At 46.3% G+C, this 23,919-nt stretch carries 22 protein-coding genes; 9 read left to right on the top strand and 13 right to left on the bottom strand.

What is annotated here, in order from left to right; genetic code table 11:
- Positions 1–108 precede the first annotated feature (108 nt).
- The gene (locus tag HW988_RS10375; RefSeq protein WP_181604213.1) at positions 109–864 is read right to left on the bottom strand and encodes an ABC transporter substrate-binding protein; all 756 of its coding nucleotides are present in this window, start codon (positions 862–864) and stop codon (positions 109–111) included.
- A 223-nt stretch (positions 865–1,087) separates the two neighbouring features.
- Positions 1,088–2,455, bottom strand: coding sequence for an SH3 domain-containing protein (locus HW988_RS10370; protein WP_255489934.1), 1,368 nt, complete (start codon positions 2,453–2,455; stop codon positions 1,088–1,090).
- A gap of 240 nt (positions 2,456–2,695) precedes the next feature.
- Between HW988_RS10370 and HW988_RS10365 the strand changes: the two genes are divergently transcribed.
- From HW988_RS10365 to HW988_RS10350, 4 genes are all read left to right on the top strand, one after another.
- Entirely contained in the window at positions 2,696–3,556 is an 861-nt protein-coding gene (locus HW988_RS10365; protein WP_181604212.1) for a 3-hydroxybutyryl-CoA dehydrogenase, read from the top strand.
- A gap of 12 nt (positions 3,557–3,568) precedes the next feature.
- Positions 3,569–4,369, top strand: a complete 801-nt coding sequence (locus HW988_RS10360) for an enoyl-CoA hydratase/isomerase family protein (protein WP_181604211.1) — start codon at positions 3,569–3,571, stop codon at positions 4,367–4,369.
- A gap of 89 nt (positions 4,370–4,458) precedes the next feature.
- The gene (gene icmF, locus HW988_RS10355; RefSeq protein WP_181604210.1) at positions 4,459–7,698 is read left to right on the top strand and encodes a fused isobutyryl-CoA mutase/GTPase IcmF; all 3,240 of its coding nucleotides are present in this window, start codon (positions 4,459–4,461) and stop codon (positions 7,696–7,698) included.
- A gap of 301 nt (positions 7,699–7,999) precedes the next feature.
- Positions 8,000–8,155: a hypothetical protein gene (locus HW988_RS10350; RefSeq protein WP_181604209.1), complete on the top strand. Its 156-nt coding sequence runs from the start codon at positions 8,000–8,002 to the stop codon at positions 8,153–8,155.
- Between the two features lie 83 nt (positions 8,156–8,238).
- Here HW988_RS10350 and HW988_RS10345 read toward each other — a convergent pair whose 3' ends face one another.
- The 6 genes from HW988_RS10345 to HW988_RS10320 form a co-directional block, all read right to left on the bottom strand.
- Positions 8,239–9,462: a DUF1501 domain-containing protein gene (locus HW988_RS10345; RefSeq protein ID WP_181604208.1), complete on the bottom strand. Its 1,224-nt coding sequence runs from the start codon at positions 9,460–9,462 to the stop codon at positions 8,239–8,241.
- A 10-nt stretch (positions 9,463–9,472) separates the two neighbouring features.
- Positions 9,473–10,069, bottom strand: a complete 597-nt coding sequence (locus HW988_RS10340) for a hypothetical protein (protein ID WP_181604207.1) — start codon at positions 10,067–10,069, stop codon at positions 9,473–9,475.
- A complete protein-coding gene (locus HW988_RS10335; protein ID WP_181604206.1) occupies positions 10,066–11,547 on the bottom strand; it encodes a DUF1588 domain-containing protein in 1,482 nt (493 codons plus the stop codon). Before HW988_RS10335 ends, HW988_RS10340 begins: the two co-directional genes overlap by 4 nt.
- Positions 11,544–12,440 (bottom strand): hypothetical protein, encoded by an 897-nt coding sequence (locus tag HW988_RS10330; protein WP_181604205.1) that lies wholly within the window; start codon positions 12,438–12,440, stop codon positions 11,544–11,546. The genes HW988_RS10335 and HW988_RS10330 overlap by 4 nt, the downstream gene beginning before the upstream one ends.
- A 168-nt stretch (positions 12,441–12,608) precedes the next feature.
- Positions 12,609–12,854, bottom strand: a complete 246-nt coding sequence (locus HW988_RS10325) for a GlsB/YeaQ/YmgE family stress response membrane protein (RefSeq protein WP_181604204.1) — start codon at positions 12,852–12,854, stop codon at positions 12,609–12,611.
- 99 nt (positions 12,855–12,953) lie between these two features.
- Positions 12,954–14,498, bottom strand: a complete 1,545-nt coding sequence (locus tag HW988_RS10320; protein ID WP_181604203.1) for an NAD(P)/FAD-dependent oxidoreductase — start codon at positions 14,496–14,498, stop codon at positions 12,954–12,956.
- Positions 14,499–14,613: 115 nt separating this feature from the next.
- On the opposite strand from HW988_RS10320, the gene asd reads away from it, so the two are divergent.
- A complete protein-coding gene (gene asd / locus HW988_RS10315; RefSeq protein WP_255489933.1) occupies positions 14,614–15,441 on the top strand; it encodes an archaetidylserine decarboxylase in 828 nt (275 codons plus the stop codon).
- A 72-nt stretch (positions 15,442–15,513) separates the two neighbouring features.
- On the opposite strand, the gene HW988_RS10310 is transcribed toward asd, so the two are convergent.
- Together HW988_RS10310 and queD are read right to left on the bottom strand one after the other, a co-directional pair.
- A complete protein-coding gene (locus tag HW988_RS10310; protein WP_220128725.1) occupies positions 15,514–16,629 on the bottom strand; it encodes a DUF4421 family protein in 1,116 nt (371 codons plus the stop codon).
- 81 nt (positions 16,630–16,710) lie between these two features.
- Positions 16,711–17,070: a 6-carboxytetrahydropterin synthase QueD gene (queD, locus tag HW988_RS10305; RefSeq protein WP_181604201.1), complete on the bottom strand. Its 360-nt coding sequence runs from the start codon at positions 17,068–17,070 to the stop codon at positions 16,711–16,713.
- A 28-nt stretch (positions 17,071–17,098) separates the two neighbouring features.
- On the opposite strand from queD, the gene HW988_RS10300 reads away from it, so the two are divergent.
- Positions 17,099–17,587, top strand: a complete 489-nt coding sequence (locus HW988_RS10300) for a 6-carboxytetrahydropterin synthase (RefSeq protein ID WP_181604200.1) — start codon at positions 17,099–17,101, stop codon at positions 17,585–17,587.
- A gap of 2 nt (positions 17,588–17,589) precedes the next feature.
- On the opposite strand, the gene HW988_RS10295 is transcribed toward HW988_RS10300, so the two are convergent.
- Positions 17,590–18,639, bottom strand: coding sequence for a hypothetical protein (locus HW988_RS10295; protein ID WP_181604199.1), 1,050 nt, complete (start codon positions 18,637–18,639; stop codon positions 17,590–17,592).
- A 214-nt stretch (positions 18,640–18,853) separates the two neighbouring features.
- On the opposite strand from HW988_RS10295, the gene HW988_RS10290 reads away from it, so the two are divergent.
- The 3 genes from HW988_RS10290 (at position 18,854) to HW988_RS10280 (ending at position 21,598) form a co-directional block, all read left to right on the top strand.
- On the top strand, positions 18,854–19,087 hold the full coding sequence (locus HW988_RS10290) for a FeoA family protein (RefSeq protein ID WP_142700413.1): 234 nt from the start codon (positions 18,854–18,856) through the stop codon (positions 19,085–19,087).
- Positions 19,060–20,994 (top strand): ferrous iron transporter B, encoded by a 1,935-nt coding sequence (locus tag HW988_RS10285; RefSeq protein ID WP_255489932.1) that lies wholly within the window; start codon positions 19,060–19,062, stop codon positions 20,992–20,994. Before HW988_RS10290 ends, HW988_RS10285 begins: the two co-directional genes overlap by 28 nt.
- Positions 20,995–21,244: 250 nt before the next feature.
- Positions 21,245–21,598 carry a hypothetical protein gene (locus tag HW988_RS10280; RefSeq protein ID WP_181604198.1) on the top strand — a complete coding sequence of 118 codons (354 nt, stop codon included), beginning with the start codon at positions 21,245–21,247 and terminating at the stop codon, positions 21,596–21,598.
- A 4-nt stretch (positions 21,599–21,602) separates the two neighbouring features.
- Here HW988_RS10280 and HW988_RS10275 read toward each other — a convergent pair whose 3' ends face one another.
- Both HW988_RS10275 and rffA read right to left on the bottom strand, forming a co-directional pair.
- Positions 21,603–22,754, bottom strand: a complete 1,152-nt coding sequence (locus HW988_RS10275; protein ID WP_181604197.1) for a glycosyltransferase family 4 protein — start codon at positions 22,752–22,754, stop codon at positions 21,603–21,605.
- Positions 22,755–22,766: 12 nt separating this feature from the next.
- On the bottom strand, positions 22,767–23,903 hold the full coding sequence (gene rffA, locus HW988_RS10270) for a dTDP-4-amino-4,6-dideoxygalactose transaminase (RefSeq protein WP_181604196.1): 1,137 nt from the start codon (positions 23,901–23,903) through the stop codon (positions 22,767–22,769).
- Positions 23,904–23,919: the final 16 nt, after the last annotated feature.

The raw sequence follows: 23,919 nt of genomic DNA, 5'->3' as shown, positions 1-23,919 counted from the left end.
AAGGAATTATCCTGAAGAATGCTCGCAGAGTAGTGAATTAACTATAAGTTAATATGCATTTTAGGAATATTAGAGAAGCGGCCGCTGTTGTTGCTACTACAATTACTACTACTCTAGGTTTTTGAAGTAGTAGGAGCTCAGGATTTTGCTCAAGGTGCCATTGCGGGTGATTTTTGCGATGGCTTTGTTCACGTCTTCTATTTTGAGTTTTGATTTTTTAGACACAGCACATTTTGTGATCACTTCGTCCATCGCGAGGTCCACGGAGCGCAGCGGAGGATAGAGATTATTGTAATATGCATATTCCAGGTTCGACATCACGATGTAGTTGATGCGGCCTTTAAGGAGCTTTTTAATGTTGGAGATGTTATTAGGGCCATCTTCGCGTTTCAGGGCCCCGGATTCGAAAGAGTCTTCGAGCCCCTTGTAAATGAAGTTCAATACCACGCCGACGTGTTCACCATAGATTTCTTTGATGGAAGTGATCGGTTGTTCCCTTATGTAAACCAGCACATTCGAGCTGCGGTAAAGTTTGTTCGACCACCAAACATCGTTTTTTATCGCGGGTTGCCAAACTTCTGAAAGGTGGCACAGGATATCGATTTTTCCCGAGGAGAGGCTTGGCGCCACTCTTCTTTTGGGAACCAGATACCACTTCAGATCTAGGTCCATTTCTTTTGCCAGGGCTTCTCCCAGGTCTTTCAGAATTCCGCCGATGAGTACGGAAGTTCCATTGTCATCTTTCAACTTAACCAGCGGCATCGCATAGTCCATGTTGACTCCAAATACGATCGGACTCTTACCTTTGGCTAAGGCGGAACTCGCAAGGAGAGCAGAAAGTATGAGGACAAACAATTGTTTCATTACCACAGCATATCCAATGGCAGCTGTATGTCATATAGTTTTCCAGCAAAAGGTTAAATTTTTTAAATCTATTCAACATCAAAGATTTCTCTGTTTCCTATCGTAAAAATTCTTTTATTTGGTCCTGGCTTAACGGCGTAAGCACCGGTCATGAGGAAAGAGAAAGGGTAAAATAAGGGGCCAGTGTGTTGATGCAACAGAATTTATAAAAATTTGATTGATTCTATTTGCGAACGACAGCCCAGCGCGTGGAATCAGCCAGGGATCCGGCTAATTTAATTTTTGAAGAACCAGTGTCGACATTGATGATGATTTGTGTGTTGGACACGGCTTCAATCTGAGTCAAACGCAGAGTTTTTGGATTTTTGTGAATAGAGGCTTCGATCGCATCCGCGACGACTTCCCAGCGAATGAACGGTTCAAAGCTGTGACCTTGATTTGTGCTTTTGTAAGAACCCACAAACCACTGACCTTTGGGATGAATATAAACCGGGTAGTTCTGATTTCCAAATTGAGGAATCTGTTTCCACGTTAAACCATCTTCCGTCGTGTAAACACCTTCAGCCGAAACAATTCCACGCACAGAGGCCTTGCTTTCAAAAGCGATCGAATAAATTTCTCGCTTCATCAGTTGTTCCGTAGTGATCGTGTTTTTTTCTGCGACTTGAGTGGTTTCATGAGGTGCGAAATTTCGTTTCCACCAAACCTCCCCATGGCCGTCGACTTTACTCAGCGCCCATACGTTAGCTTCAGGTTTCGTGATTTCCACGCGAGAAAGCAATTGGGGGCCGCCCGGTGTTGCGCGAGTCACGACGCCGCGAGTACCACTGGTGATGTAACCCAGGGCTCGTTGAATAGGAATCTGTGCACGTTGAGCGGTGACCAGATACTCGCCATTCCTGTGTGTGATCGGGATCCATTTATTATCTACGAAAGCCAAGTTTGAAAAATCAGCGCGGGAAGCAAAGTGATTCACGTCCACAAAGCCGGACATCCCGTTGAATGTGATTTTCATAAAGCCTTTTTCAAAACCGGCGGGTTGCACGCGGCTAAGGCGGGGAACTGTCGTGATCACACCAGACAGGCTTGTGGGTTCTTTGCGCAAGTAGGTATCCATGATATTCACGAAAACCCCGGTATCATCATGACGATTTTTAAGCATCGAAAGCGGTACCCAGCCCGTTACCTGATCACGATAAGTTTTTACGCGGGCCCAGTAGTCATCCGTTTCTAAAATTTCAACCGTAGCACCCGGACTTAAAACTTTGATAGTGCCCGAGTCGTTGCGATTCAAAGATTGAAGTTGGCAGGCCGAGTTGGTGTCGACTAAGCGCGCGACCTGGATGTCTTTTAGGATTTGTTTTGCTTCGAGTTCATACTCGCGACGATCCCAGCGAACACGGTAAGTGCTTTCGATCTGCGTCGAAATCAGCTTTGATTCCAGGACTGTTCGACTCGCCTGGCCAGAGGCAAAAGAGCTTTCTTTTGTACGGTAAAAAGAGATGGCCGCACTGGCATCCGTGGCTAAAGCCGCATAAGCAGAGGGAGCAACGAGCAAAATGGGAAAAACCGCGGAAAATATAGCGTGCATCAGTCTATTGTGAGGCCCGCGACCCACCGCTCTCAAGACCAGAACTTTTGACCCCAGGTCTAAAGTAAAGTACCTAATTTACGTCGGAACTGTTGAAAATGCCCCAACTGACATCGTTGTCGGAACTTTCCCTCGTTGCGGCGTACGTCAAGTACGCCTCCCTACGGAAAAGTCCCTCCGCCTTGCAGTTGGACCATTTTGAACAGTTCTGTTTTACGAAGTTATAACACGGAGTGGTATATGGATATCAAATTGATCGGTATTGTGGGCGCGGGACAAATGGGGAACGGGATTGCTCAGGTTGCAGCAAACTTTGGTTTCAATGTCGTCATGATGGACGTCAGCGGTGCTTCTCTTGAAAAAGGTATGGCAACAATTTCTGGCAGTTGTGATCGCTTGATCAAAAAAGCGGCGATGACTGAAGCTGACAAAGCAGCTCTTTTGGGTCGTATTAAAACAACTCAAGAAACTGCAGGTCTTAAAGATTGCGACATCGTGATTGAAGCGGCGACAGAAAACATCGACCTTAAGCTTAAAATTTTCAAAGACTTGGATGCTACTGTTAAACCAGGAGCTTTGTTGGTTTCTAACACGTCTTCGATCTCTATCACTAAAATTGCAGCTGTGACAAAACGTCCAGAAAAAGTTGCAGGGATGCACTTTATGAACCCGGTTCCATTGATGAAATTGGTGGAAGGTATCCGTGGTTTGCAAACATCTGATGAAACTTTCAAAACTGTTAAAGCTTTGGCAGAGAAAATGGACAAAGTGTTCGTTGAATCTGTAAAAGATATGCCAGGCTTCATTGTAAATCGCATCTTGATGCCGATGATCAACGAAGCTGTCTACACTTTGCATGAAGGCATTGCTTCGGTGGAAAGCATCGACGCGGCAATGAAATTGGGAACAAATCAACCCATGGGTCCTTTAACTTTGGCAGACTTCATCGGTTTGGATACTTGCCTTGCGATCATGAACGTCCTTCATGATGGTCTAGGTGATTCTAAATACCGTCCATGTCCACTTCTTGTGAAATACGTGGAAGCAGGTTGGATGGGTCGTAAATCAGGTCGTGGTTTCTACGACTACTCTCAGAAATAGGTTTAAGAATTTATGGCAAGTTTTAATTATAAAACACTTCTTCTTGAGCAAAAACCGAATGGCGTTTGGGTTTTGACTATCAACCGTCCTGAAGCTTTGAATGCTTTGAATTCAACAGTCCTGGAAGAAATGGCCGAAGCTCTTCGTCAAATCGGCGAAATGCCGTATGTCGATGCACGTGCCTTGATCATCACAGGGGCTGGCGAAAAAGCTTTCGTTGCAGGCGCTGACATTAAAGAGATCAACGCCTTGGATGAAGAAAAAGGCATGATCTTCGCACAACGTGGTCAGTCTATTTTTCACGAGCTGACTCTTTTGAAAATCCCGGTGATCGCAGCCGTGAATGGCTTCGCATTGGGTGGTGGTTGTGAGTTGGCCCTGGGTTGCGACTTTATCTATGCTTCTGAAAATGCAAAATTCGGTTTGCCAGAAGTAAGCCTTGGTTTGATCCCAGGTTTCGGTGGGACAGTTCGTATGGCTCGCGCTATCGGTCAACGTAAAGCACGGGAGCTGACTTACACTGGAAATATGATCACAGCAGCGGAAGCTCTGGGGTATGGACTGGTGAACAAAGTCGTTTCACAAGCTGAATTGATGACGACAGTGATGAAAACTGTTGAGGCGATTTTGTCGAAAGCTCCCATTGCAGTGGGCATGGCAAAACGTTCTATCAATCAAGCGTGGGACTTGGACGTTGAAGAAGCTCAGAAAAACGAAGCAAGAATCTTCGCGGAACTTTTCAACACCGACGACGTTAAAGAAGGCACTGGTGCCTTTATCGAAAAACGTAAAGCAGCATTCAAAGGACAGTAGTCCATGGGTCTGCACTCCGGCGTTGCCGGAGTAGTTTTCACATTGTCAGCGAGGTGAGAATCCTCGCTGATGTTACATAAGGTTTTTTCATGGCATATACTCCAAAGCATCCAGTTAGAATTGTCACGGCTGCCGCATTGTTCGACGGTCACGACGCCAGCATCAATATCATGCGCCGTATTTTACAAGATATGGGCGCGGAAGTGATCCACCTGGGTCACAATAGATCCGTCAGTGATGTGGTGAAAGCCGTTTTGCAGGAAGGCGCGCAAGGCGTGTGTATTAGCTCTTACCAGGGCGGTCACATGGAATACTTCAAATACATGCGTGATCTTTTGAACGAAGCAGGTGCGGGCTATGTGCAAATCTATGGCGGTGGCGGCGGAGTTATCGTTTACGATGAAAAGAAAGAACTGGAAGCCTACGGCATTTCGCAAATCTTCCATCCGGATGATGGGCGCAGATTAGGCCTTGAAGGCATGATCGAGATGATCGTTAAAGGTTGCGACTTCGATCTTTTGGAAAAACAAAAAGAATTTAAAACCAAGAAAAACATCTTTGCTGGCGACACGGTTCCTTCTGTGGAATTGGGTGTCGCTTTGACGGCTATCGAAAATGGCAACAAAGATGTTTCTTTGTCTTCCTATGGCTTGGAAAACTTCAAAGCCAAGCAGCCACCTTTGGTACTTGGTATCACCGGTACAGGTGGTGCGGGTAAATCTTCACTTATCGATGAATTGGTTCAGCGTTACCTGAATGCTTATCCAGATAAAAAAATCGCCGTGGTCTGCGTGGACCCATCGAAACGTAAAACCGGTGGTTCTTTGCTGGGTGACCGTATCCGTATGAACTCTTTGTCTCGTACAAAGGTCTTCATGCGTTCTGTGGCTTCCCGTGGATCAGGTCGTGAGATCGCATCCAGCTTGCCAGAGATTTTGAAATTCGTCCGCCAGCTTGATTTCGATTTCATCATCGCCGAAACATCAGGTATCGGTCAGGGCAATATGGCCATCACTGAAGTCAGTGATATGTCCATGTACGTGATGACGTCAGATTTCGGTGCTCAATCACAGCTTGAAAAAATCGACATGATCGACTTCGCAGATTTGATTGCTGTGAATAAAGCCGATCGTCGCGGCGCTTTGGACGCTCTTCGTGACGTCTCCAAACAATACAAACGCTCTCGCAAGATCTTTGATGAAAAAGTTCAAGTACCTGTGTTCTTGACTCAGGCCTCTCAGTTCAATGATGGCGGCGTTAATAAATTATTCTTTAAAATTGCAGATCTTTTGGAGGAAAAACAAAAGGGACGCTGGGTGGTGGATGCCGCTTATAAAAACAACATCCTTTCCGCTGAAGAACACGGGATCATTTCTCCGGATCGTCAAAACTATCTGGCAGAGATCGTGGGCACAGTTCATAAGTACAAGAAACGTACAGAAGAACTGGCTGAAGTTGCTTCAAAACTGGGTGGTTTGCAAAAGCTGGCTCCTTTGCTTGGAACTCCTGCTGAGACGGTTCAAAAAGTTCAGTCGCAGTTGGAATCTGATTTTACGGCTGAAGAATTGGACGCTCTTAAAAATTACGATCAATTGGTGGAGCGTTATTCTGGCGACGAATTGGTATTCCAAGTTCGTGATAAAGAAATTCGCCAAAAATTGGTGCGTGAATCATTGAGCGGTACAAAAATCCGCAAAGTCGTAGTTCCTAAAATGAAGGACTGGGGCGATAGATTCCGTTATTTGAAACTTGAAAACGTTCCTGGTGAATTCCCATACACAGGCGGTGTATTCCCATTAAAACGTGCCGATGAAGATCCTAAGCGTATGTTCGCAGGGGAAGGTACTCCAGAAAGAACGAACCGTCGTTTCCATTACCTGACTAAGGGTGAAACGGCTCATCGTCTGTCCACGGCTTTTGACTCTGTGACTTTATACGGACAAGATCCTGATCAACGCCCCGATATCTTCGGTAAAGTCGGGGAGTCCGGCGTCAGCATTTGTACTTTGGATGACATGAAAAAGCTTTTCGCAGGCTTTGATTTGATCAATCCCAATACATCGGTTTCCATGACGATCAACGGTCCCGCACCGATGATCCTGGCTTTCTATTTCAACACGGCGATTGATCAACAGGTTGAAAAGAAAGAAAAAGAACTGGGTCGTAAGGTCACTCCTGAAGAATACAACGACATCGCGATCTGGACATTGCAACAAGTGCGTGGAACGGTTCAAGCGGACATCCTTAAGGAAGACCAAGGTCAAAACACTTGTATTTTCTCGATCAATTTCGCTTTGAAAATGATGGGCGACATTGCGGAATACTTTGTTAAGCAAAAAATCCGTAACTTCTATTCTGTGTCTATTTCGGGTTACCACATTGCGGAGGCCGGTGCGAATCCGATCTCTCAATTGGCATTCACACTTTCAAATGGTTTCACGTTCGTTGAGTACTATCTGTCCCGTGGTTTGAAAGTCGACGACTTTGCTCCCAATCTTTCATTCTTCTTTTCAAATGGTCTAGATCCGGAGTATTCAGTTTTGGGCCGTGTCGCTCGTCGTATTTGGGCGGTGGCGATGCGTGACCTTTATAAGGCGAACGATCGTTCTCAAAAATTGAAATACCACATCCAGACATCAGGTCGTTCTCTGCATGCGCAGGAAATCGATTTCAATGACATCCGTACAACATTGCAGGCTTTGTTAGCTATCTATGATAATTGCAACAGCTTGCACACGAATGCCTACGATGAAGCGATCACAACACCGACAGAGGAATCTGTTCGTCGTGCGATGGCGATCCAAATGATCATCAACCGTGAATTCGGCATGACGATGAATGAAAACCCAATGCAGGGTTCCTACTTCATGGACGAGTTAACGGATCTGGTTGAGGAAGCGGTTCTAAACGAGTTTAAAAAGATCAACGAACGCGGTGGTGTTTTGGGTGCCATGGAAACCCAATACCAACGTTCTAAGATCCAGGAAGAATCTTTATACTATGAGCGCCTAAAACATGATGGCACATTGCCAATCATCGGCGTAAATACATTCATCGATCCAAAAACAATGGCGGCGGACTACGTTCCACCAAAAATTGAATTGGCCCGTGCTTCGTATGAAGAAAAAAACCAACAGCTCGACAATGTTCATAAATACCAAAAAGACCACGAGTCCGAAGGTGAATTGGCTTTGAAGAAACTTAAAGACACAGTCCTAAACGGCGGAAACATCTTCGCCGCATTGATGAACGCCGCAAAATACTGCAGCCTTTATCAAATGACGACAGCCCTCTACGAAGTAGGCGGCCAATACCGCCGCAACCTCTAAAAGGTACGCCGTACCTTTTGGGGGTGCGGCGTGTAAAGGTACGGCCTTGTAAAGGTACGGCCTTACTTTCTCCAATCAGAAAGGGAGTCGCAAGACTCTCTTTTTTATTCGGCGTACAACTCTAAAAGTACCTTCGGTAAAATAGGTAAAACGCCCTGCAATCCTTGTCAGGTCCAGCGCAATTAATGGAACACTTATCTGTCTCAAGATGAGATATAACGTCCGAGATCGAACAGGGCGGAGTTGAGGAAGGATCGTTCCACTTTGAATGACGGCCCTGGGTTTGCATTAGTAAACCTGTATGAAAAACAATATCTCCAAACTCAAAAAAACAGTGGTTTACGTGACTATCATTTTAGCAGGCGTCAATGTTCTTCTGACAGCGGCACATGCGATCTCTGGGGAACAAGAAACGAAAGCTCATTCGTTCCATAACATCGCCTGGGAAAAACGCTAGTTCATTTCTCTGTTGAATCTAACAATCTAGTTATAAAATAAAAACGCCGCTTCATCAGCGGCGTTTTCTTTTTCAAATCATTTCTATTTTAAAATCCCACGAATCGATTTCGTGTTCTGACGAGCACAACCGAACATCGCGCGGCTTAAGCCCAAGCTGTCCGCCACAGTTGCCATCACGTTTTCTGGCGTGATCATCTCACCCATCGAGAATTCATCTCTGCGAGTCGCTACACGGCCCGTAGTGAAGTCAACAGGGACCGCCACATGATATGGCGTACCCGAAGCAGAGACACGGCGATTCACAATACGACTGCCACCAATCGCAGTGTTCTTTTTAAAGCCCGGTCCAGACACCAACACTGAGTTCGTCAATGGGTTATGGTCTTTTCCCTTCGCTTCATTCAATGCTGGCGTACGAGAGAATTCTGAAAACGCCACGATTGTCGTTTTATCAAAAAGACTTTGTCCATCCGCCGTCGGTACAGCTTTTAGAACTTTCACCATCGCTGCGAACTGCTCCCAGACGGCAGCCTGCTTCGTTAGGTGATTTCTTGGATGCTCGGAGTGCGTATCAAGATCACTGTTTGGTCTTAAACTCGCGGATCGTGATACTCCCGTTGCAAATGCCGCCGCCACAGCTGCCATTTCTGATGGAGCTTTCGTGTCAGCTATAATTTTATTGCGAAGTTCTACAAACTTATCGATTTGACCGGATTTTCGGATGAGCTCTTCGCGAGCGCGATCCAAAGCACCTCCTCGAGACGAGCCGGAACTAAGGTTGCCAGAACCAGTCATGCTTGCCAGATCATAAATGCTATATTGAATGACATTGCGATCTAGTTGGACCAGGGGATTAGAAGAAATCACACCAAAGTTGTCGTCTTCGTCATGCATGGCTGCAAACTCAATAGCCAAGTCTGGAAATTTAGCGGAGCCATTTCCCGTTCTCATCATCGCTTCTGCCGCCGGGTGACCGTTGTCAGATTCAGACAAGAATACACCACGGATCACAGAGAAATCGCTCAATACGTTGCTAATACTGCTCATCGCGGGGCCATAGATAACGTTATTTACGCGAACCAGATCATTTACACCGTATTCAATATAATAGTCCGTATCCAACGGGCGTTGCTCTGCCGTCCAAGGCTCAAGGCCCAAGCTCACATCAGCACCACCACTTAAATGGAAGGTTAGCAAATATTGATCTTGTGATTGCAAAGCCCAGCTCATCGCAGGCATCAATTGCGATAGACCACTAAGAGCGAAAAGACTGGCGCTGTTTTTTAAAAAATGGCGACGATTCATAAATTCCTCTTTAGTAGCTTAAGAACTCATCACGGCTGATGAGCTCACGTTCAACGGTTTGCAAAAAATCTTTCAACTGCGAGAAATATTTAACCTTGTTTAAGAGCTCTTGGCGGAACAGGTTGCAATCTTTGATGTAACCGTACTCCAGAATGACCTCGTCAGGACCGAGCATTCGAGCCATAGTATAAGTGATCAATTCCATCAATTGATCTGGAGTGAAAACATTTGTATTCCCATTAAGATCGATGAGGGGAGAATACAAAGGGCCGAGATGAAGCTTTGCAGTTTCCTGAGTAACAGTCGAGAATTCAAAATAGACATATGTATCCGAGCACTTTTTGTACCAGTTAAAAAATGCTGTGCCGGGCTCGAGATAAATCGAACGTCCTGTCGCGGGAGTGTTAATTCCTGCAGCAGATTGATCTATAGAACCGATGGCGCACATTGGATTATTGTTGGCCGACGCATACTTTACGGCTGCTGGAAATAATAAGTTCAGTCTTTCCACCACTTCTGTGCCGCTCAAGTAACGAGTATTCGTCTGATCAAAAGCTGCTTGTGCAGATGGACTGATTAACAATAAAAGCATCAAAATATTTTTCATGGCGTCACCATCACTTTTCCTTGGTCATCTGGGGCGCCCAGTTCAATCCATTGCTTAATCAGCTTTAGATCACCTTTCGATGGACGGAAACCATCTTCAGGAGGCATGTTGCGGTTTTCACCACCGTGTTCAAGATCCAGTTCTTTGGAAATTTGACGAAGCCAAGATTTTGCGCTGCAAGCATCACCAATTGGCCATTTTGCAAATTGCGGGAGGTGAGGTTGTTGGCTCATGTGACAAGAATCACAACGTTGCAAGAACGCGCGAACATTGGATGCCATCGCACTTTGTGGCGTCGAAAGCTTTCTTTGACGGAACTCGGGACGGCTCACTATGTAGGCGACAAAATCATTTGTTTTGCGATTTAGCTGATTGAATTTCGCAACCAATTCCTGATTGATCTCTGCAGTTCTAGGCATATCGGAGCCGATAAACCAGTTCCAGAAATATCCTACCTGGCAAGCTGCGTACTCAGGTTGTTCCGTGATGACTTTTGCAAGTTCACCGACGCCAGCAACGTGCTGATTCACCATTTCGCCATTCGCACGGCGATAAACCAAGCTTCCGCTGGAAGGGCGTTCATGCAGTACTAGTGGGCTAGCTCTTAAAGTAGCTCCCAACGGATCCAATTTATAGTGGCACTTCATACAGTCTTCTTGTGTGCCATGCTTGTCTGACAAAATCTCACGCACTTGACTTTCGCTGACTTGGCCATTCGCTGGGAAAATCAAATCCTTTAGTTTCGAAGTGTCGTGAACCTCAGGGATAGCAGCCGCCATTGGATCACAAAGGAAAATTCTGAAAACTGCCGCCGCACGACGACGATTTTTATTTAAAGCGGTTGTCGTATAACGGGCATAAAAACGTTGAGTTGTGATAACGCCCGCAATGCGCGGATCATTTTCTGCAAAATGGATGTCTGCGAATTTTGGTGGTGTGCTTGGGGGATTAATATCCAAGAAGGAATAAGTTAAATCCTGTTTCGTTCCACGAGGTCCATCATAGAACGCCAACTCATTATAGTTTTCGCCTTCAAAATACGGAACGGTATAGTCTTTCCCAGTTAATAGTTTATCCCAGGAAAGATTGTTTTTAGCGATAGCACGAGACAGGTTTTGAGTTGATGAAAGCTGTTTGTAATCCAGGAATCCATTATTTCTAGCTGTGGTTGGAGGATTGAGGACGAGATTTGTGCTCGAGGCCTTCAAAAAAAGCAGGTCATCTATTCTTAAAACCATTCTTTCGCGGTAGTGCGGAGTCTGCATATAGTTTTGAATAGACTCTTGCAGGAATGCCGCAGAACCACCGGGTGCGGATTGGGCTTTTTGTAAATTCGAATACTCTTCCATGGACGGAGCATAACCACGCAAGGCCATACTTAATTTATTTAAGTAAGAGCTATCTGAAAGACTTTTTTCCTGGGCTGAGGCTGCCGCAGACAAAAGGAAAACCAATGAAAGAGTTATGAGTTTTTTCATTTGAGGATCTTTCCGCCATCAGGAAGGCTCAATGGATAACCTAAGGAAAATTTAAAATTCGGAATCATTTTTACTCGCAGATACGAGGGCGCAACTTCAGTAATTTCGTTCGCCGGCAGTTTTGCTGCTCCCTGCAGTGCCGTTAAAGATCCAGCGCTAGAGATCTGGCATTCTTGACCTCTATCATCCATGACGATCATTGAAGTGTCAGTCATTGCCGGAAACAGAATGATCGTCGATAGCTGTTTGATATTTTTTAGGATTAATTTATTCCCTTGGCGCTGCCATGATAAATCACCATAAGTAAAGAAGGCCTGATTTTCATTCATGTCAGATTCCGAGTTCTGGGTCATGAATTCGCCAGACCAAAGCTTCATAACAACATTTTGCGAATTCTGCTGGCCTTGTGGCAGCCAATCCATCTGATCACAAGTGATGGTGTCGGCAGGTAGGCTATTCGGAACATTCGGGCGAGCGATCTTGGAATAAGCAGTCGAAACAACATCCTCGGGGCCGATGTTGGTTTGTTGATTTTCACTATAAACGAGTTTCAAAGGCTGACCCAGGCGACTTGCATCGGGATTCTTGGTCCACAGGAAGTTTGCCACGGCTCGGCCCATGTTCATTGTGTAGGTGCAGCGCGGAGCTTTCGCCGAAGGTGCGCAGTCATTTTCAGTGATTTTAAAAGGAAGATTGTATTGGCCGACGGCCTCTTTGGAGACCATCAACGTGGCTTCACGGCCATCACCAAAAATCAAACGGGAAGGTTGGTTTGGTAACTCCACCAATTTAACAGAGTCATCCTGAATGCCCAGTGGTCGGTCAGATTCCGCGTGCGCCAAGACGCCCGACAAAGCTATCGCAATGGAGAAAGCCCAATTCAGTTTCTTCATAGTTAAATCCCTTTTGGGGGATTTAAAGCAAATGCGATACCGCCTCAATATGGGGTATTAGCGAATATAAGTGATCTGATTGTAAACGAGCTGTCGAGGTGCCCAATTAGGGCGCCAAAAGAAGGGCGGAGGCGGGTTCATTAAGTTACCGTTTCCACCCTATTATTCTTACTTTTTGGATAACAGTTTTGCGACGAACAAAACCACCATAGCACCGAAAACAGATGCAATAAAACCAGCTGGTTCTCCCTCTGCATACCATCCCAGTGCTTGGCCAATATAAGTGCCAACGACCGCACCGATGATGCCCAGGACAGTTGTCATGATAATGCCCAAGCCCTGTTTGCCCGGCATAAAGAAACGAGCCACGAGTCCTACCAGAAAGCCAATCAACAAAACGCCTAAAATATGCATTTCCAAGTCTCCTCTAAAACAAAATTATTGAGGACTCAGCCAACATAATCAAGTGCGTTTGTTGTTTAACAAAAAGGTGCCAGGTCCTGGCACCTTTTGTTACTGAAGTTTTTCGATGATTTTTTCAGCGATTTTGATTCCGTCACACGCAGCGGAAGTGATTCCGCCAGCGTATCCAGCGCCTTCACCTGCAGGATATAGACCCGCATGAGAAACGCTCTCCAACGACTCGTTATCGCGCGTGACACGCACCGGGCAGCTGGTACGGGATTCAATACCGTACAATTGAGCGTCTTCGACGACGAAGCCTTTCATGTTACGGTTGAACTTATTCAAACCTTCCTGAATACGTTTCGTCATGTGTGCCGGTAAGATCTCATCCAAACGGATGTTGATTGCACCTGAAGGAGAAGAGCCCGCACGCAAGTTGCGAGGACCTTTTTTAGAAGTGCCACCCAGGAAATCCAAAAGATTTTGTGCAGGCAATTCTTTCGTTCCACCAGCTTCACGTACGGATTTCAAAGCTTGAGTTTCAAGCTGACGTCGCAGTTTCATCCCGCCGAATACGTCATTGCCGAAAAGTTTGTTATGATCGATAGACACCACAATCGCCGCATTCGCAAACGGGGAATTACGGTTGTAGTTACTCATCCCGTTACAAACGATACCGTCTTCTTCAGTTCCCGCAGATAATACGTATCCACCTGGGCACATACAGAATGAGTAAACACCGATACCGGTTTTATCGTCATGGTCCGCAAGCTTATAGTTCGCAGCACCCAATTTAGGATGTTCAGAGAACTGACGATATTGGATTTTATTGATCTCGGCCTGGGAGTGCTCAATACGCAGACCCATCGCAAAGGATTTACCATCCAAATGCACGCCAATTTCGTTCAAGTGATTGATCATGTCTTCAGCCGAGTGACCCGTCGCCAGGATCACGTGCGGAGATTTGAATTCTGTGCCGTGCTCAGTTCGCACACCGACAGTTTGCTTACCTGCCATCAAAATCTCAGTCACCTGAGTGTTAAAATGGATTTCGCAACCATTGGCTTTTAAGTATTCACGAAGTTTTGGAATCACACGACGAATTCGATCCGAACCCACGTGAGGATTCGATAACCATTGAATTTCCGCCGGTGCACCAAATTGCACCAACCGATTCATCACATAAGGAATGTGCGGAGATTTAATACGCGTGATCAATTTACCGTCAGAGTAAAGACCCGCGCCACCTTCACCAAAGCAAACGTTGTTACGAGTATCAAGTTTGCCATGACGCCAGTACTGATTGATGCCCTTCATACGCGCACCAGAATCAGATCCGCGCTCGAACAATACGCAAGGCACTCCGCGCTCGACAAAGCGCAAAGCTGCAAACAAACCCGCAGGACCGGTGCCGACGATCAGGGGTTTTTCTCTAGGAGTCGCGATTTTTTCTAAATTGAATTCTGGAATGTTGAGAGTTTCACCTTTTTCAGCGACCTCAATCGAATAAACAAAGTGGGGAGAATGAGCGCGACGGGCGTCGACACTTTGGCGAAGGATGCGGTAGGGCCCATGCTCGGGAACTAACCATTGAAGTTTCTCTTCAAGATCCTGATCAATAGGAATCTCGATATTATTGAATATCTTCGCCATTTTTACCTCGCGGGCTTGTGTTATTAGCCAAACTGGTCAACTTTTTGTTTTCAAAGCTTATATCAGAAAGCTCGTGTCGTGACAAAGGGGGTAACATCAGTTAGATAATTTATATATGTCAGCAATCACTCGTATTTTACCTAAAAGAAGCCTCAGCCGTCTGGTTGGAAAAATAATGCACTTTGAAGGGCCTAAATGGTGGGCAAACCTGTCTATCCGTGGTTTTGCCTGGTGGTACAACATCGCCCTTGAGGACGCTGAAAAAGCCTATAACCAATACCCAAGCATTGGCGAGTTCTTCATTCGTAAATTAAAGCCAGGCATTCGCCCGGTGGGTTCGGCGTGGGCGGTACATCCTGCTGACAGCGTGATCACGCAAGCACAACAAATCGAAAAAGGCACTCTGATTCAGGCAAAGGGTCACACTTATGAACTGAAAGAGTTCACAATGGATCCAGATGCTTATAAAAAATGGGATGGTGGGTTCTTTATGACTTACTATCTTTGCCCAACGGACTATCACCGTGTGCATTCTCCAGTAGATGGCGGCATCAGTGATGTTCGCTATATGCCAGGGGAGTTGTGGCCCGTAAATGAGTGGAGCACAACGAACGTTAAAGACCTGTTTTCGATCAACGAACGCGTTTTGGTTGAAATCCAAACAGACATGGGACCCGTGGGCGTCGTGTTCGTAGGTGCTACTAACGTAGGTCACATCGTTCTAAGCTTTGACGAAAAAATCCGCGGAAACCAAGCGGGCGAGCCGGAGTATCAACACAAAAAGTACACTCCTGCATTGACGGTAAAACGTGGCGATGAGTTGGGGATGTTCCGTATGGGTTCCACCATCGTGATGCTTTACCCACCAGCCTTCCGCGAGAAATTCGGCGCCCAGTTGAACCTGGGACCTTCCGTTAAAGTGAATGCTTCGTTAATCAAGTAACAGTTCCCTTTTCGGAATGCAGTGCGGAACCGCAGCGGTTCTGCGGTGCATACGTAAACAGGACCTGGCACCTTAAAAGCGGGAGCCTACATACAAACCGGCGGCTTGTGAGAAGAACGACATATCCATCGTTTTTAAATCGACGTTCACAGGCTGAGTATGACCGATGATGCTGACATACCACGGACCCCAGTCATAACCGATGGCCATCTTGGCTTGAACCCACCACGTGTATTTTAAATTATCCCAGCGAGTGGATGTTGTTTCGTAAACTTGTTTTTGCGGACCCGCCTGAGCGCTGCCGAAAATCGCAACATAAAATCTTGTCCACTGCCACACATAAGAAGACCCGAGGCCCACGGCCATACTCTGATATTTCCCTTTCACCAAAGTAGCATCTTCGCCGTAATCGGCAGGCGTACTTTGCGGCAAGAACGGAGTGGGATTTTCAATTTCAACTTGCGACAGACTCATCAGCGCATAAAAAGCCAAACCATCCACAGCGGGCTTTTTCCAGTTAGGACCAAAAGCTTCCAAGGCACTCACGCCATAATAAGCCCACTCAAACTGCGACTGCAGCATCGAAATTTTTAAATCCGGCAACGAATATTCGTCGGCGGTGATAAAGCCGTCATTGTTGGCATCAGCGGTGGGGCTTTGATTGAAACCTTGATAGCGTTGATAAATAAACTCAGCCCCTAAGCGGCCATTGAAATAACGAAGTTGATAGTCCTCAGCCGAAGTCGCCACTTTATCCGCGCGAGCAGCCCCGTAAGCAACGTTCGCTTCTAAGGATATACCCAAGGGTCGATTGGAATAACCAAGGGCATAACCCGGCGGAGTATTCGGATCCAGAGCCACGTTGTGATTATCACCCGCTCCCGAAGTTGTGGCTTTCAAAGTTTTTAAAAGCATACCGACTTGCAGTGAGTTTTCGTATTCCCTTTTGATAGCTTTCTTAGTGGCTTCGGATCTTGCGCTTTCGGCTGCAGAAACACCAGTCGGTGTCGGGGATGGATGCGGTGTTGGTGGAGGAGAAGTTTTCGATGGAGTGAGTACCGGCTGCGAGGTGATCGTGACCGGTGTCTTCTTGTTACGTTTTGCCGGTGTGTTCGGTTGTGCCGACACTCCTAAGCTCAAAACTAAAAGGCTGAATAAAATCGATTCCTTTAAAAACAAAAAGCTCACTCCATCTCAGAATTTATTCTACAAGGTGGAGCGAGCGATTCTAAAGGGAAAAACTGTCAAATGACGGTTCTAGACCAGTCCTTATGCGGGGTAGGCACATTCGGTCAGTGGCGTTTCCGCGACTGAAACACGAGTCAAAATCGGGAGCGCTTTTTTAGCGTGATCAAAGATCCACTTTGCCAGCAACTCTGATGTGGGATTTTCCAGGCCCGGCACTTCGTTTAAAACTCGGTGATCGATCTGTTCCAGAATCGGTTTCATCGCAGCTTGAATGTCGTTATAATCGATGACCCATCCAATTTTTTCATCCAAGGGGCCAACAAGAGTCAGTACAATCTTAAAACTGTGTCCGTGCATGCGCGAACAAGGATGACTTGCTGGTAAATGGGGTAGGAAACGGGCGGATTCAATTTGAAAATGCTGCTTCAGTTCGAATTTCATGCTATGGATATAACCACTAGGGAGAGATATGTCTACGACCACCTTGCATTTGGCCAAGCAAAATTTCAAATTTTCAGCAGCGCACTTTCTGATTTTTGATGAAACGCATGCGGAAAAGCTTCATGGCCACAATTATCAGGTCAAAGTCGACATCAATGCCCCGGCTGACGAATCTCAGCACTCGGACGGCTATTTTATGGATTTCAATGTCTTTAAGAAATTCATCAAGGCGCGCTTGGATGTGTGGGATGAAATCGTCCTTTTGCCGCAAAATCATCCTGACATGAAATTCAAAAAAACGGATAAGTCCCTGGAAGTGACTTTCCGTGATCGTTTTTATGTTTTCCCGTTAAACGAAGTGATCTTGCTGCCAGTTACGAATACCAGCGTGGAAAATCTCTCAAAGATTTTAGCAGAAGAGTTTTTTGCGGAATTCAAAAAATACGGCGTGCAAAAAGTCGTGGTTTCAGTTGAGGAAACTCAAGGTCAGGGCGCTTCGACAGCCGTCGGAAAATAGCCTTAAGGTTTAGATAAAATCCCTGAGCTCACTTCAAGCGGAGTCAGCTCACGCACCACACGGTAGCGCCAAAAACAAATACGACCGCCTTCGTTTAAACGCTGTTGCAGGCGTTCTTCGACCAGATCGGGGTTGCCATCACAATCGATGTGCGCAAAATCCCCAAAGGCATCCACATACGTCACGTTCCACGAATAAGGCGCTTTATCGCGGGCCTGAAAGTTTCGGTTCGCAACTGGACCAAGCCCTAAAGCAATTCGCGCCACGATGATCTTTTCAAGTTCAGGGCGACGGATTTGTTCGCGAGCGGTAGTGATCGTCTCTTCATCATCCAGACCAATCACAAAGGATCCATTTTCACTGGGAGTCTTGGTTGAGATCAGGAAGTACTTTTTGGAAATATCCGCTGGTAATCTGACTGGCGCCAACACCAGGGGAGGACTTTGCTTGTCGTCGTCACCGTAAAAAACTTCGGAATGAAAACGATTCGGAGCCGTAATTTCCACTCTGGAAACCGCGCGATTCAAGTTCCACTTTAAGTTCGTTGTTTCATAATGCTTTGTAAAGTGCAGGGACTTTTCTTCTAGCAGCAAACCCGTGCTATCAAAGGCTTTTAATGAGAGATCATTCGAGTTCAAGTAAAGGTTTAACAGTGAAAGTTTAACCGTCGAAGTGTTCGCAGGGAGGTAATGTGTTACTTGAGGTGATGTCGTTGAACTCAGCAGAACCTTTTGCGAGTCGCAAGTTAAAGTAAAACGTAAAGCATTCGCCGTCGCCGCTTTCACTGAAAAACCACGCTTATCGGGCAGGAAATCAGCTCCCGCTAATTTCATTTCTGATTTCGCGTCGAGTTCTTGATAACCCTCTTTGATCACACCGTTTTCGTGAACCTGGGTCCACCATTTTTCCGGTTCTGCAGATTTGTTTTGAACAAAAACGGTCAAAGCTTTGGGATCGCAAAAGCCTGGTGCATAGAACAGCTCCGCCGCTGGTGCAACAGAAGCAAAGAACAAGAAGCCGGCAACAAGGGTGGTTTTGGCTTTAAATAGCATCTATTTTCAGATCGGGTTTAAAGGGGGGAACTTAATCTAAGGGTTCAAAATCACGACCATTGTCTTCGAACGGGCCTCATTTTAGGTGGCCTCCACGGGGGCTGGAATGAAATCCATTATCAACTGGTTTTCAATGCCTGGACCTGGGGGTAAAGAACTACCATTTGCGGGGGTATAACTTTAACTAGTAATTCGCGCATTCTCAGAGGGAAAAATGACTTTGTTAGACGCCAAATTAAAGCCGGGTCAGACCGTTGAAATCCTGAAGATAGACGGGGAGCATCTCTTGCGTGAACGTCTTCATGAAATGGGACTGCGTTCTGGTATGGAATTAACGATTCTGGGCAGAGCACCATTCGGTGGTCCGTTGTTAGTTCGTTTTAAAACCAGCTTTTTGGCTTTACGTAATGAGGAGGCAGCATGTGCCCAAGTGACGTTGAAAGCGTAAACATTGCTGCCGCAGGCAGTGAAGAACGTGTGATCGCTCTGGTCGGTGCGCCGAATTCTGGAAAAACAACTCTCTATAACTGGCTTACGGGTTCGCGTTTTAAAACTGTGAACTATCCGGGTGCGACGGTTGAGTACTCTTTGGGCAAGCTTGCTCCGCATTTGGGGCACGGTATCCTTGCGATGGACACTCCAGGAACTTACAGTCTTCATCCTAAGAGTGCCGACGAAGTCGTTACCATTAAATCAATCTATGAAAATCCTGAATTCGGCGAAGCGACTGCCATCGTAGTTGTTCTGGATGGAACGCAGTTGTCTCGACATTTGCAACTGGCTTTGCAGGTGAAAGAAACCGGATTCCCCATGATCGTCGTGATCACGATGGCCGATCTTTTACGCAAAGAAGGTATCGAGATCGACATGGAATACCTGCGTAAAACCCTGGGCTGTCCAGTGATCCAATTCGATGGACTGCTGGCGGGGGGATTGCTTGAAATCGTGGAAGCGGCTAAAAATGTTTCCCTCGATTCTTTCCCAAAACGTCCCCGCGTATGGGACTTTGATGAATTAGATTTGAAAATGAAAGAGTGCGATCGCATTGCGAAGGAAGCTCTTTCTCATAAAACGGATCATCCTGAAGTTCGTCTTAAAAAGATTGTCGAGAAAACCGAAAAGATCGATCGCCTTTTGTTGCACCCAACATTTGGTTTGATCATGTTCCTGGTGATCATGAGTGCGCTGTTTTCTTCCATCTTCTGGTTGGCGGCACCCTTCATGGATTACGTGGATCAAGGTTTTAGCTTCTTAAACAAAGTCGTAAACGATTTAGGACCTGGAACTTTGTGGGCAGACTTCCTGGCAAACGGCGTGGTCTCAAGTTTCGGTGCCGTCCTGGTGTTCGTTCCGCAGATTTTCATTTTGTTCTTTGGTATCGGTTTGCTGGAAAGCTCTGGTTACTTGGCGCGTGCGGCGACATTGATTGATCGTCCGTTCTCGGCTTTGGGTATGAGTGGTCGTTCTTTCGTTCCAATTTTGTCTGGTTTTGCGTGTGCAGTTCCAGCCATCATCGCAACTCGCAATATCTCTTCAGCGCGTGATCGTTGGATCACCTCATTCGTGATTCCACTGATGCAGTGTTCGGCTCGTTTGCCGGTCTATGCTTTATTGATTGCGTTCCTATTCCACGGAGAGTCGGCGTTGATGGCGGGGATCGTGTTTGCATCCTTGTATCTTGGTTCATTGTTTGTCGGTGGCTTGGCTGCTGGGATCGTGAATAAGTTCCTTCCGCATAACGACAACTCGTTCTTTATGATGGAGCTTCCAATTTACCGCCGTCCTAAGTTCCGCGTTCTTCTTCGTCAGTCTTTGACTCGTACGATGAACTACGTAAAGCGCGCTGGTCCTATGATCTTCGTGTTTGCGGTGATCATTTGGGTCGGAACAAACTTCCCGAACTACAATAACGAAAATGCCCATGACAAGCTTGAGCAGTCATATGCCGGTCAATTGGGTAAAGTGATCGAACCCGTCGTTGCTCCAATGGGAGTTGACTGGCGCGTCGGTGTGGGCTTGATTTCTGCCTTCGCTGCTCGAGAAGTATTCGTTTCATCATTGGCAGTAACGTTCAACGTTGCTGACGACAACGAAGACACTCAACAACAATCACTCCTCACGCAAATGAGCGAGGCGGTCAATAAAGACGGTCAGAAAGTCTTTACGATCAGCAGTGTGATCGGGCTTATGATATTCTTTATGATCGCGCTTCAGTGTATGACTACCGTCGCAATTCAAGCCCGTGAAAGCGGCTCTATCAAAATGGCCGTGGGCCAACTGATAGCGTTTAACGTCGTCGCCTATGTCTTAGTTGTCATCGTCGTCCAAGGACTCCGAGCTCTCGGAGTCTCTTAGATTTTCACTCATTGCGAATTATCAAAATTCAAAGCCTGTCATTTCTGATGAAACAGGCTTTTTTCATTTTGCTTGCCAAGTTGTGTTCGGCATGTGCCCGTGAGCGGTAGGGTGTGGCTGGTCGAAAGACAAATACTTCATGGTGGTGACCATAAGGCACCGCTATCCTGTGGGTCCTTTCACTTTAATCAGCACGGTCGGAAATATTCTTCTATATTGGGCTCACAACAAATCAAACAAGGAGAATTCTATGAAGAAAGTAATTTTAGCGGCGATTATGTTTGCAGGTATTTCTGCGCAGGCGGCAGTAAAAGTCCTTCCAGCCAGCTCACAAAAAGAGTGCAGTAATTGGGCAACATCATATTCCAGACAAGTATCGGGCGATGGTGAAATCACTCATTCAGCGACTGTAAAAGTTGTTGAATTGGTTTCTGGACTTCTGATCGAAAGAGCTTTTTTCAACGGGGCAAACTACGATGCTTGTAAGTCAAAAATTGAAAAGGGAGATTACTCTTGTGCCTCCGTTACAGTGGACTTCCTTTACAATCAAGATACTCACCAATGCATTATGGCGGGTTATGAGCTTGGGGATGGCAACGGTTAGTGGCTTAAAGCTTCTGATAAAGCTCGATGAAGTGCTTTAGTGTATTCGGCCAGTTGTGGTTGTGCAAAGCCCAATCACGACCTTTTTCGCCGTGCTTTAGCGCTTTATCGGGATGCATAAGGTAATAGCGAATGCAATCTGCCAACGCTTGTCCAGAGCGTGGTTCGGCTAGAACTCCACGCTCGCTGCCACCGACTTGTTCCGGAGTTCCACCCGCATTAGTGCCGATCACGGGCTTCCCCATCATCATCGCATCAATCACGCTTAAAGAATAAGTTTCGTTATAAGATGCCAGGGCAAAGATATCCAATGCATCGATATAAGGAATGTACTCGCGCTGAAAAGAAATATGGTGCAGGTGATTTTTCAAGCGATCTGACTGGGCACGAGCCAGCATCCAATCATACAAAGCCTGAGATTCAGGCTCGTAGATAACTTCGCCCTTATCGCTTTGGCCCAAAACCGTACGATCCCCAATAACCCAGATCTGTACATTTTTAAGGTCTTCGTCAGGAAGATAGTCCAAAGACTCCACCAGTTCGCGAACGCCCTTGCCCGCATCGATACGGCAAAGGGTTCCGATCACCATTTGATCTTTTTGAACCGCAAACTTTTCGCGAATTTGTTCGCGAAGCGCCGGGGAGGGAACGAACCTATCCGTGTCGCGCCCATAACGGACTAGCTTTAACTTTGATGGATCAATCGGAAAATTCCTTTTAACGTCCTTCAAAATATCTTCAGAAGAACTGCACAGGGCATCCACGCGGCGAAATAAAGCTCTATGCACGAAATCCCGCTTAGGGATGGCATTCATATACAGATTATAAACGTGTTTGATGTCTTTGTTAAACCAGCGAGCCACACAAGCGGCCCACATGTCGATACGAGTATGCGAGTGCAGGTGAGTGATGTCGTGTTTGCGAATCGCTCCGCGAATCAGACCCGCTTCGTTGAGTTTAGAAATCTTTTTGCCAGTCGTTTCAATCGTACGCACGCCAGCAGCTTTTAATTCCTTGGCAATGCGCGAGCCTTCAAAGCACAAAACCCATTGTTCAACATGAGTCGCCTGAAGTTTAATAATAAGTTCTGTGGAGTAAAGCTCCAGTCCGCCCCATGAAAAAGAATGTATTGCATGCAGAAGTCGGACTGGTTTCATGGCGAAAAGATCCTATTGGTTTTTATAGAATTCGTGAACCTGATTGATCACGAATGCTACTTCTTCTTTTTTAAGATCTTCGTACATCGGCATACGCAGCAGGCGGTTCGCCAAATCATCCGTCACCTTCATAGAGCCCGCTACTCGGCCATATTTAATGCCGGCAGGAGCTGAGTGAAGGGGTACATAGTGAGTTGTCGATTGAATGTCTTTTTCTTTAAGGAAAGACCAAAGTTTTGCGCGCTCTTCAGGGTTTTTGCATAAGAAGTAATAGATATGCGCATTCGTTTGGCAGTCGCCAGGTACTTGCATGCGAGATAGGTGACCTTGTTTTTCCAAATCAGCAAAACCTTGGTGGTACTGATTCCAGTGCGCTACACGGTGAGCGGTGATTTTTTCACCCTCTTCCAGTTGCGCAAACAAGAAGGCTACAGCCAATTCTGATTGCAGATACGAAGACCCCTTGTCCTGCCAAGTGTATTTATCCACTTGACCATTTAAGAACTGCTGACGATTCGTTCCTTTGTCGCGCACGACTTCAGCGCGCGCAACGAAACGTTTATCATTAATAACTAAAGCACCACCTTCGCCGCACACGATGTTTTTCGTTTCGTGAAAGCTGTAAGCCGCCATATGGCCCCAAGCTCCCGTAGGTTTTCCCTTATAATTAGAGAAAATCGCTTGAGCTGCATCGGCCACGACAATAAAGCCGTGTTTTTCAGACAAAGCCATGATGCGATCCATTTCGCAGGATATACCCGCATAGTGAACCGGCATAACCGCTTTGGTTTTAGGAGTGATTGCTTTTTCCATTGCAGCCACGTCCATATTCATAGTCTTCGGATCGATATCAACGAAAACAGGAGTCGCCCCATAAAGGGCAATAACGTTAGCCGTGGAAGTAAATGTATAAGAAGGCAAGATGACTTCGTCACCCGGGCCGATGTCAGCAAGAACCATCGCCATCTCCAAAGCAGAAGTACAGCTAGGAGTGATGACGGCCATTTCACATTTCAGATGATTCTTAAACCACTCAACGACTTTTTTATTAAAGGCACCTTCGCCAGATAATTTACGATTGGCGATGGCTTGAGAAATATATTTCTCTTCGTTGTGGCTATGCGGGGGCAGATTAAATGGAATTTTCATGCCCCGTAAAGATAGC

This window comes from Bdellovibrio sp. KM01 (genome assembly GCF_013752535.1).
Lineage (GTDB): Bacteria > Bdellovibrionota > Bdellovibrionia > Bdellovibrionales > Bdellovibrionaceae > Bdellovibrio.
The sequence above is the reverse complement of the archived record's forward strand: the minus strand, read 5'-3'. Positions and strand labels throughout refer to the sequence as shown.

Excerpts from the sequence above, each read along its gene's own strand:
- HW988_RS10295 (WP_181604199.1), bottom strand. The coding sequence starts at position 18,639 with ATGCTATTTAAAGCCAAAACCACCCTTGTTGCCGGCTTCTTGTTCTTT.
- HW988_RS10320 (WP_181604203.1), bottom strand. The coding sequence starts at position 14,498 with ATGGCGAAGATATTCAATAATATCGAGATTCCTATTGATCAGGATCTT.
- HW988_RS10330 (WP_181604205.1), bottom strand. The coding sequence starts at position 12,440 with ATGAAGAAACTGAATTGGGCTTTCTCCATTGCGATAGCTTTGTCGGGC.
- HW988_RS10345 (WP_181604208.1), bottom strand. The coding sequence starts at position 9,462 with ATGAATCGTCGCCATTTTTTAAAAAACAGCGCCAGTCTTTTCGCTCTT.
- rffA (WP_181604196.1), bottom strand. The coding sequence starts at position 23,903 with ATGAAAATTCCATTTAATCTGCCCCCGCATAGCCACAACGAAGAGAAA.
- HW988_RS10365 (WP_181604212.1), top strand. The coding sequence starts at position 2,696 with ATGGATATCAAATTGATCGGTATTGTGGGCGCGGGACAAATGGGGAAC.
- HW988_RS10300 (WP_181604200.1), top strand. The coding sequence starts at position 17,099 with ATGTCTACGACCACCTTGCATTTGGCCAAGCAAAATTTCAAATTTTCA.
- HW988_RS10285 (WP_255489932.1), top strand. The coding sequence starts at position 19,060 with ATGTGCCCAAGTGACGTTGAAAGCGTAAACATTGCTGCCGCAGGCAGT.
- icmF (WP_181604210.1), top strand. The coding sequence starts at position 4,459 with ATGGCATATACTCCAAAGCATCCAGTTAGAATTGTCACGGCTGCCGCA.
- HW988_RS10275 (WP_181604197.1), bottom strand. The coding sequence starts at position 22,754 with ATGAAACCAGTCCGACTTCTGCATGCAATACATTCTTTTTCATGGGGC.
- queD (WP_181604201.1), bottom strand. The coding sequence starts at position 17,070 with ATGAAATTCGAACTGAAGCAGCATTTTCAAATTGAATCCGCCCGTTTC.
- HW988_RS10335 (WP_181604206.1), bottom strand. The coding sequence starts at position 11,547 with ATGAAAAAACTCATAACTCTTTCATTGGTTTTCCTTTTGTCTGCGGCA.
- HW988_RS10340 (WP_181604207.1), bottom strand. The coding sequence starts at position 10,069 with ATGAAAAATATTTTGATGCTTTTATTGTTAATCAGTCCATCTGCACAA.
- HW988_RS10375 (WP_181604213.1), bottom strand. The coding sequence starts at position 864 with ATGAAACAATTGTTTGTCCTCATACTTTCTGCTCTCCTTGCGAGTTCC.
- HW988_RS10370 (WP_255489934.1), bottom strand. The coding sequence starts at position 2,455 with ATGCACGCTATATTTTCCGCGGTTTTTCCCATTTTGCTCGTTGCTCCC.
- HW988_RS10325 (WP_181604204.1), bottom strand. The coding sequence starts at position 12,854 with ATGCATATTTTAGGCGTTTTGTTGATTGGCTTTCTGGTAGGACTCGTG.
- HW988_RS10350 (WP_181604209.1), top strand. The coding sequence starts at position 8,000 with ATGAAAAACAATATCTCCAAACTCAAAAAAACAGTGGTTTACGTGACT.
- HW988_RS10290 (WP_142700413.1), top strand. The coding sequence starts at position 18,854 with ATGACTTTGTTAGACGCCAAATTAAAGCCGGGTCAGACCGTTGAAATC.
- HW988_RS10280 (WP_181604198.1), top strand. The coding sequence starts at position 21,245 with ATGAAGAAAGTAATTTTAGCGGCGATTATGTTTGCAGGTATTTCTGCG.
- HW988_RS10360 (WP_181604211.1), top strand. The coding sequence starts at position 3,569 with ATGGCAAGTTTTAATTATAAAACACTTCTTCTTGAGCAAAAACCGAAT.
- asd (WP_255489933.1), top strand. The coding sequence starts at position 14,614 with ATGTCAGCAATCACTCGTATTTTACCTAAAAGAAGCCTCAGCCGTCTG.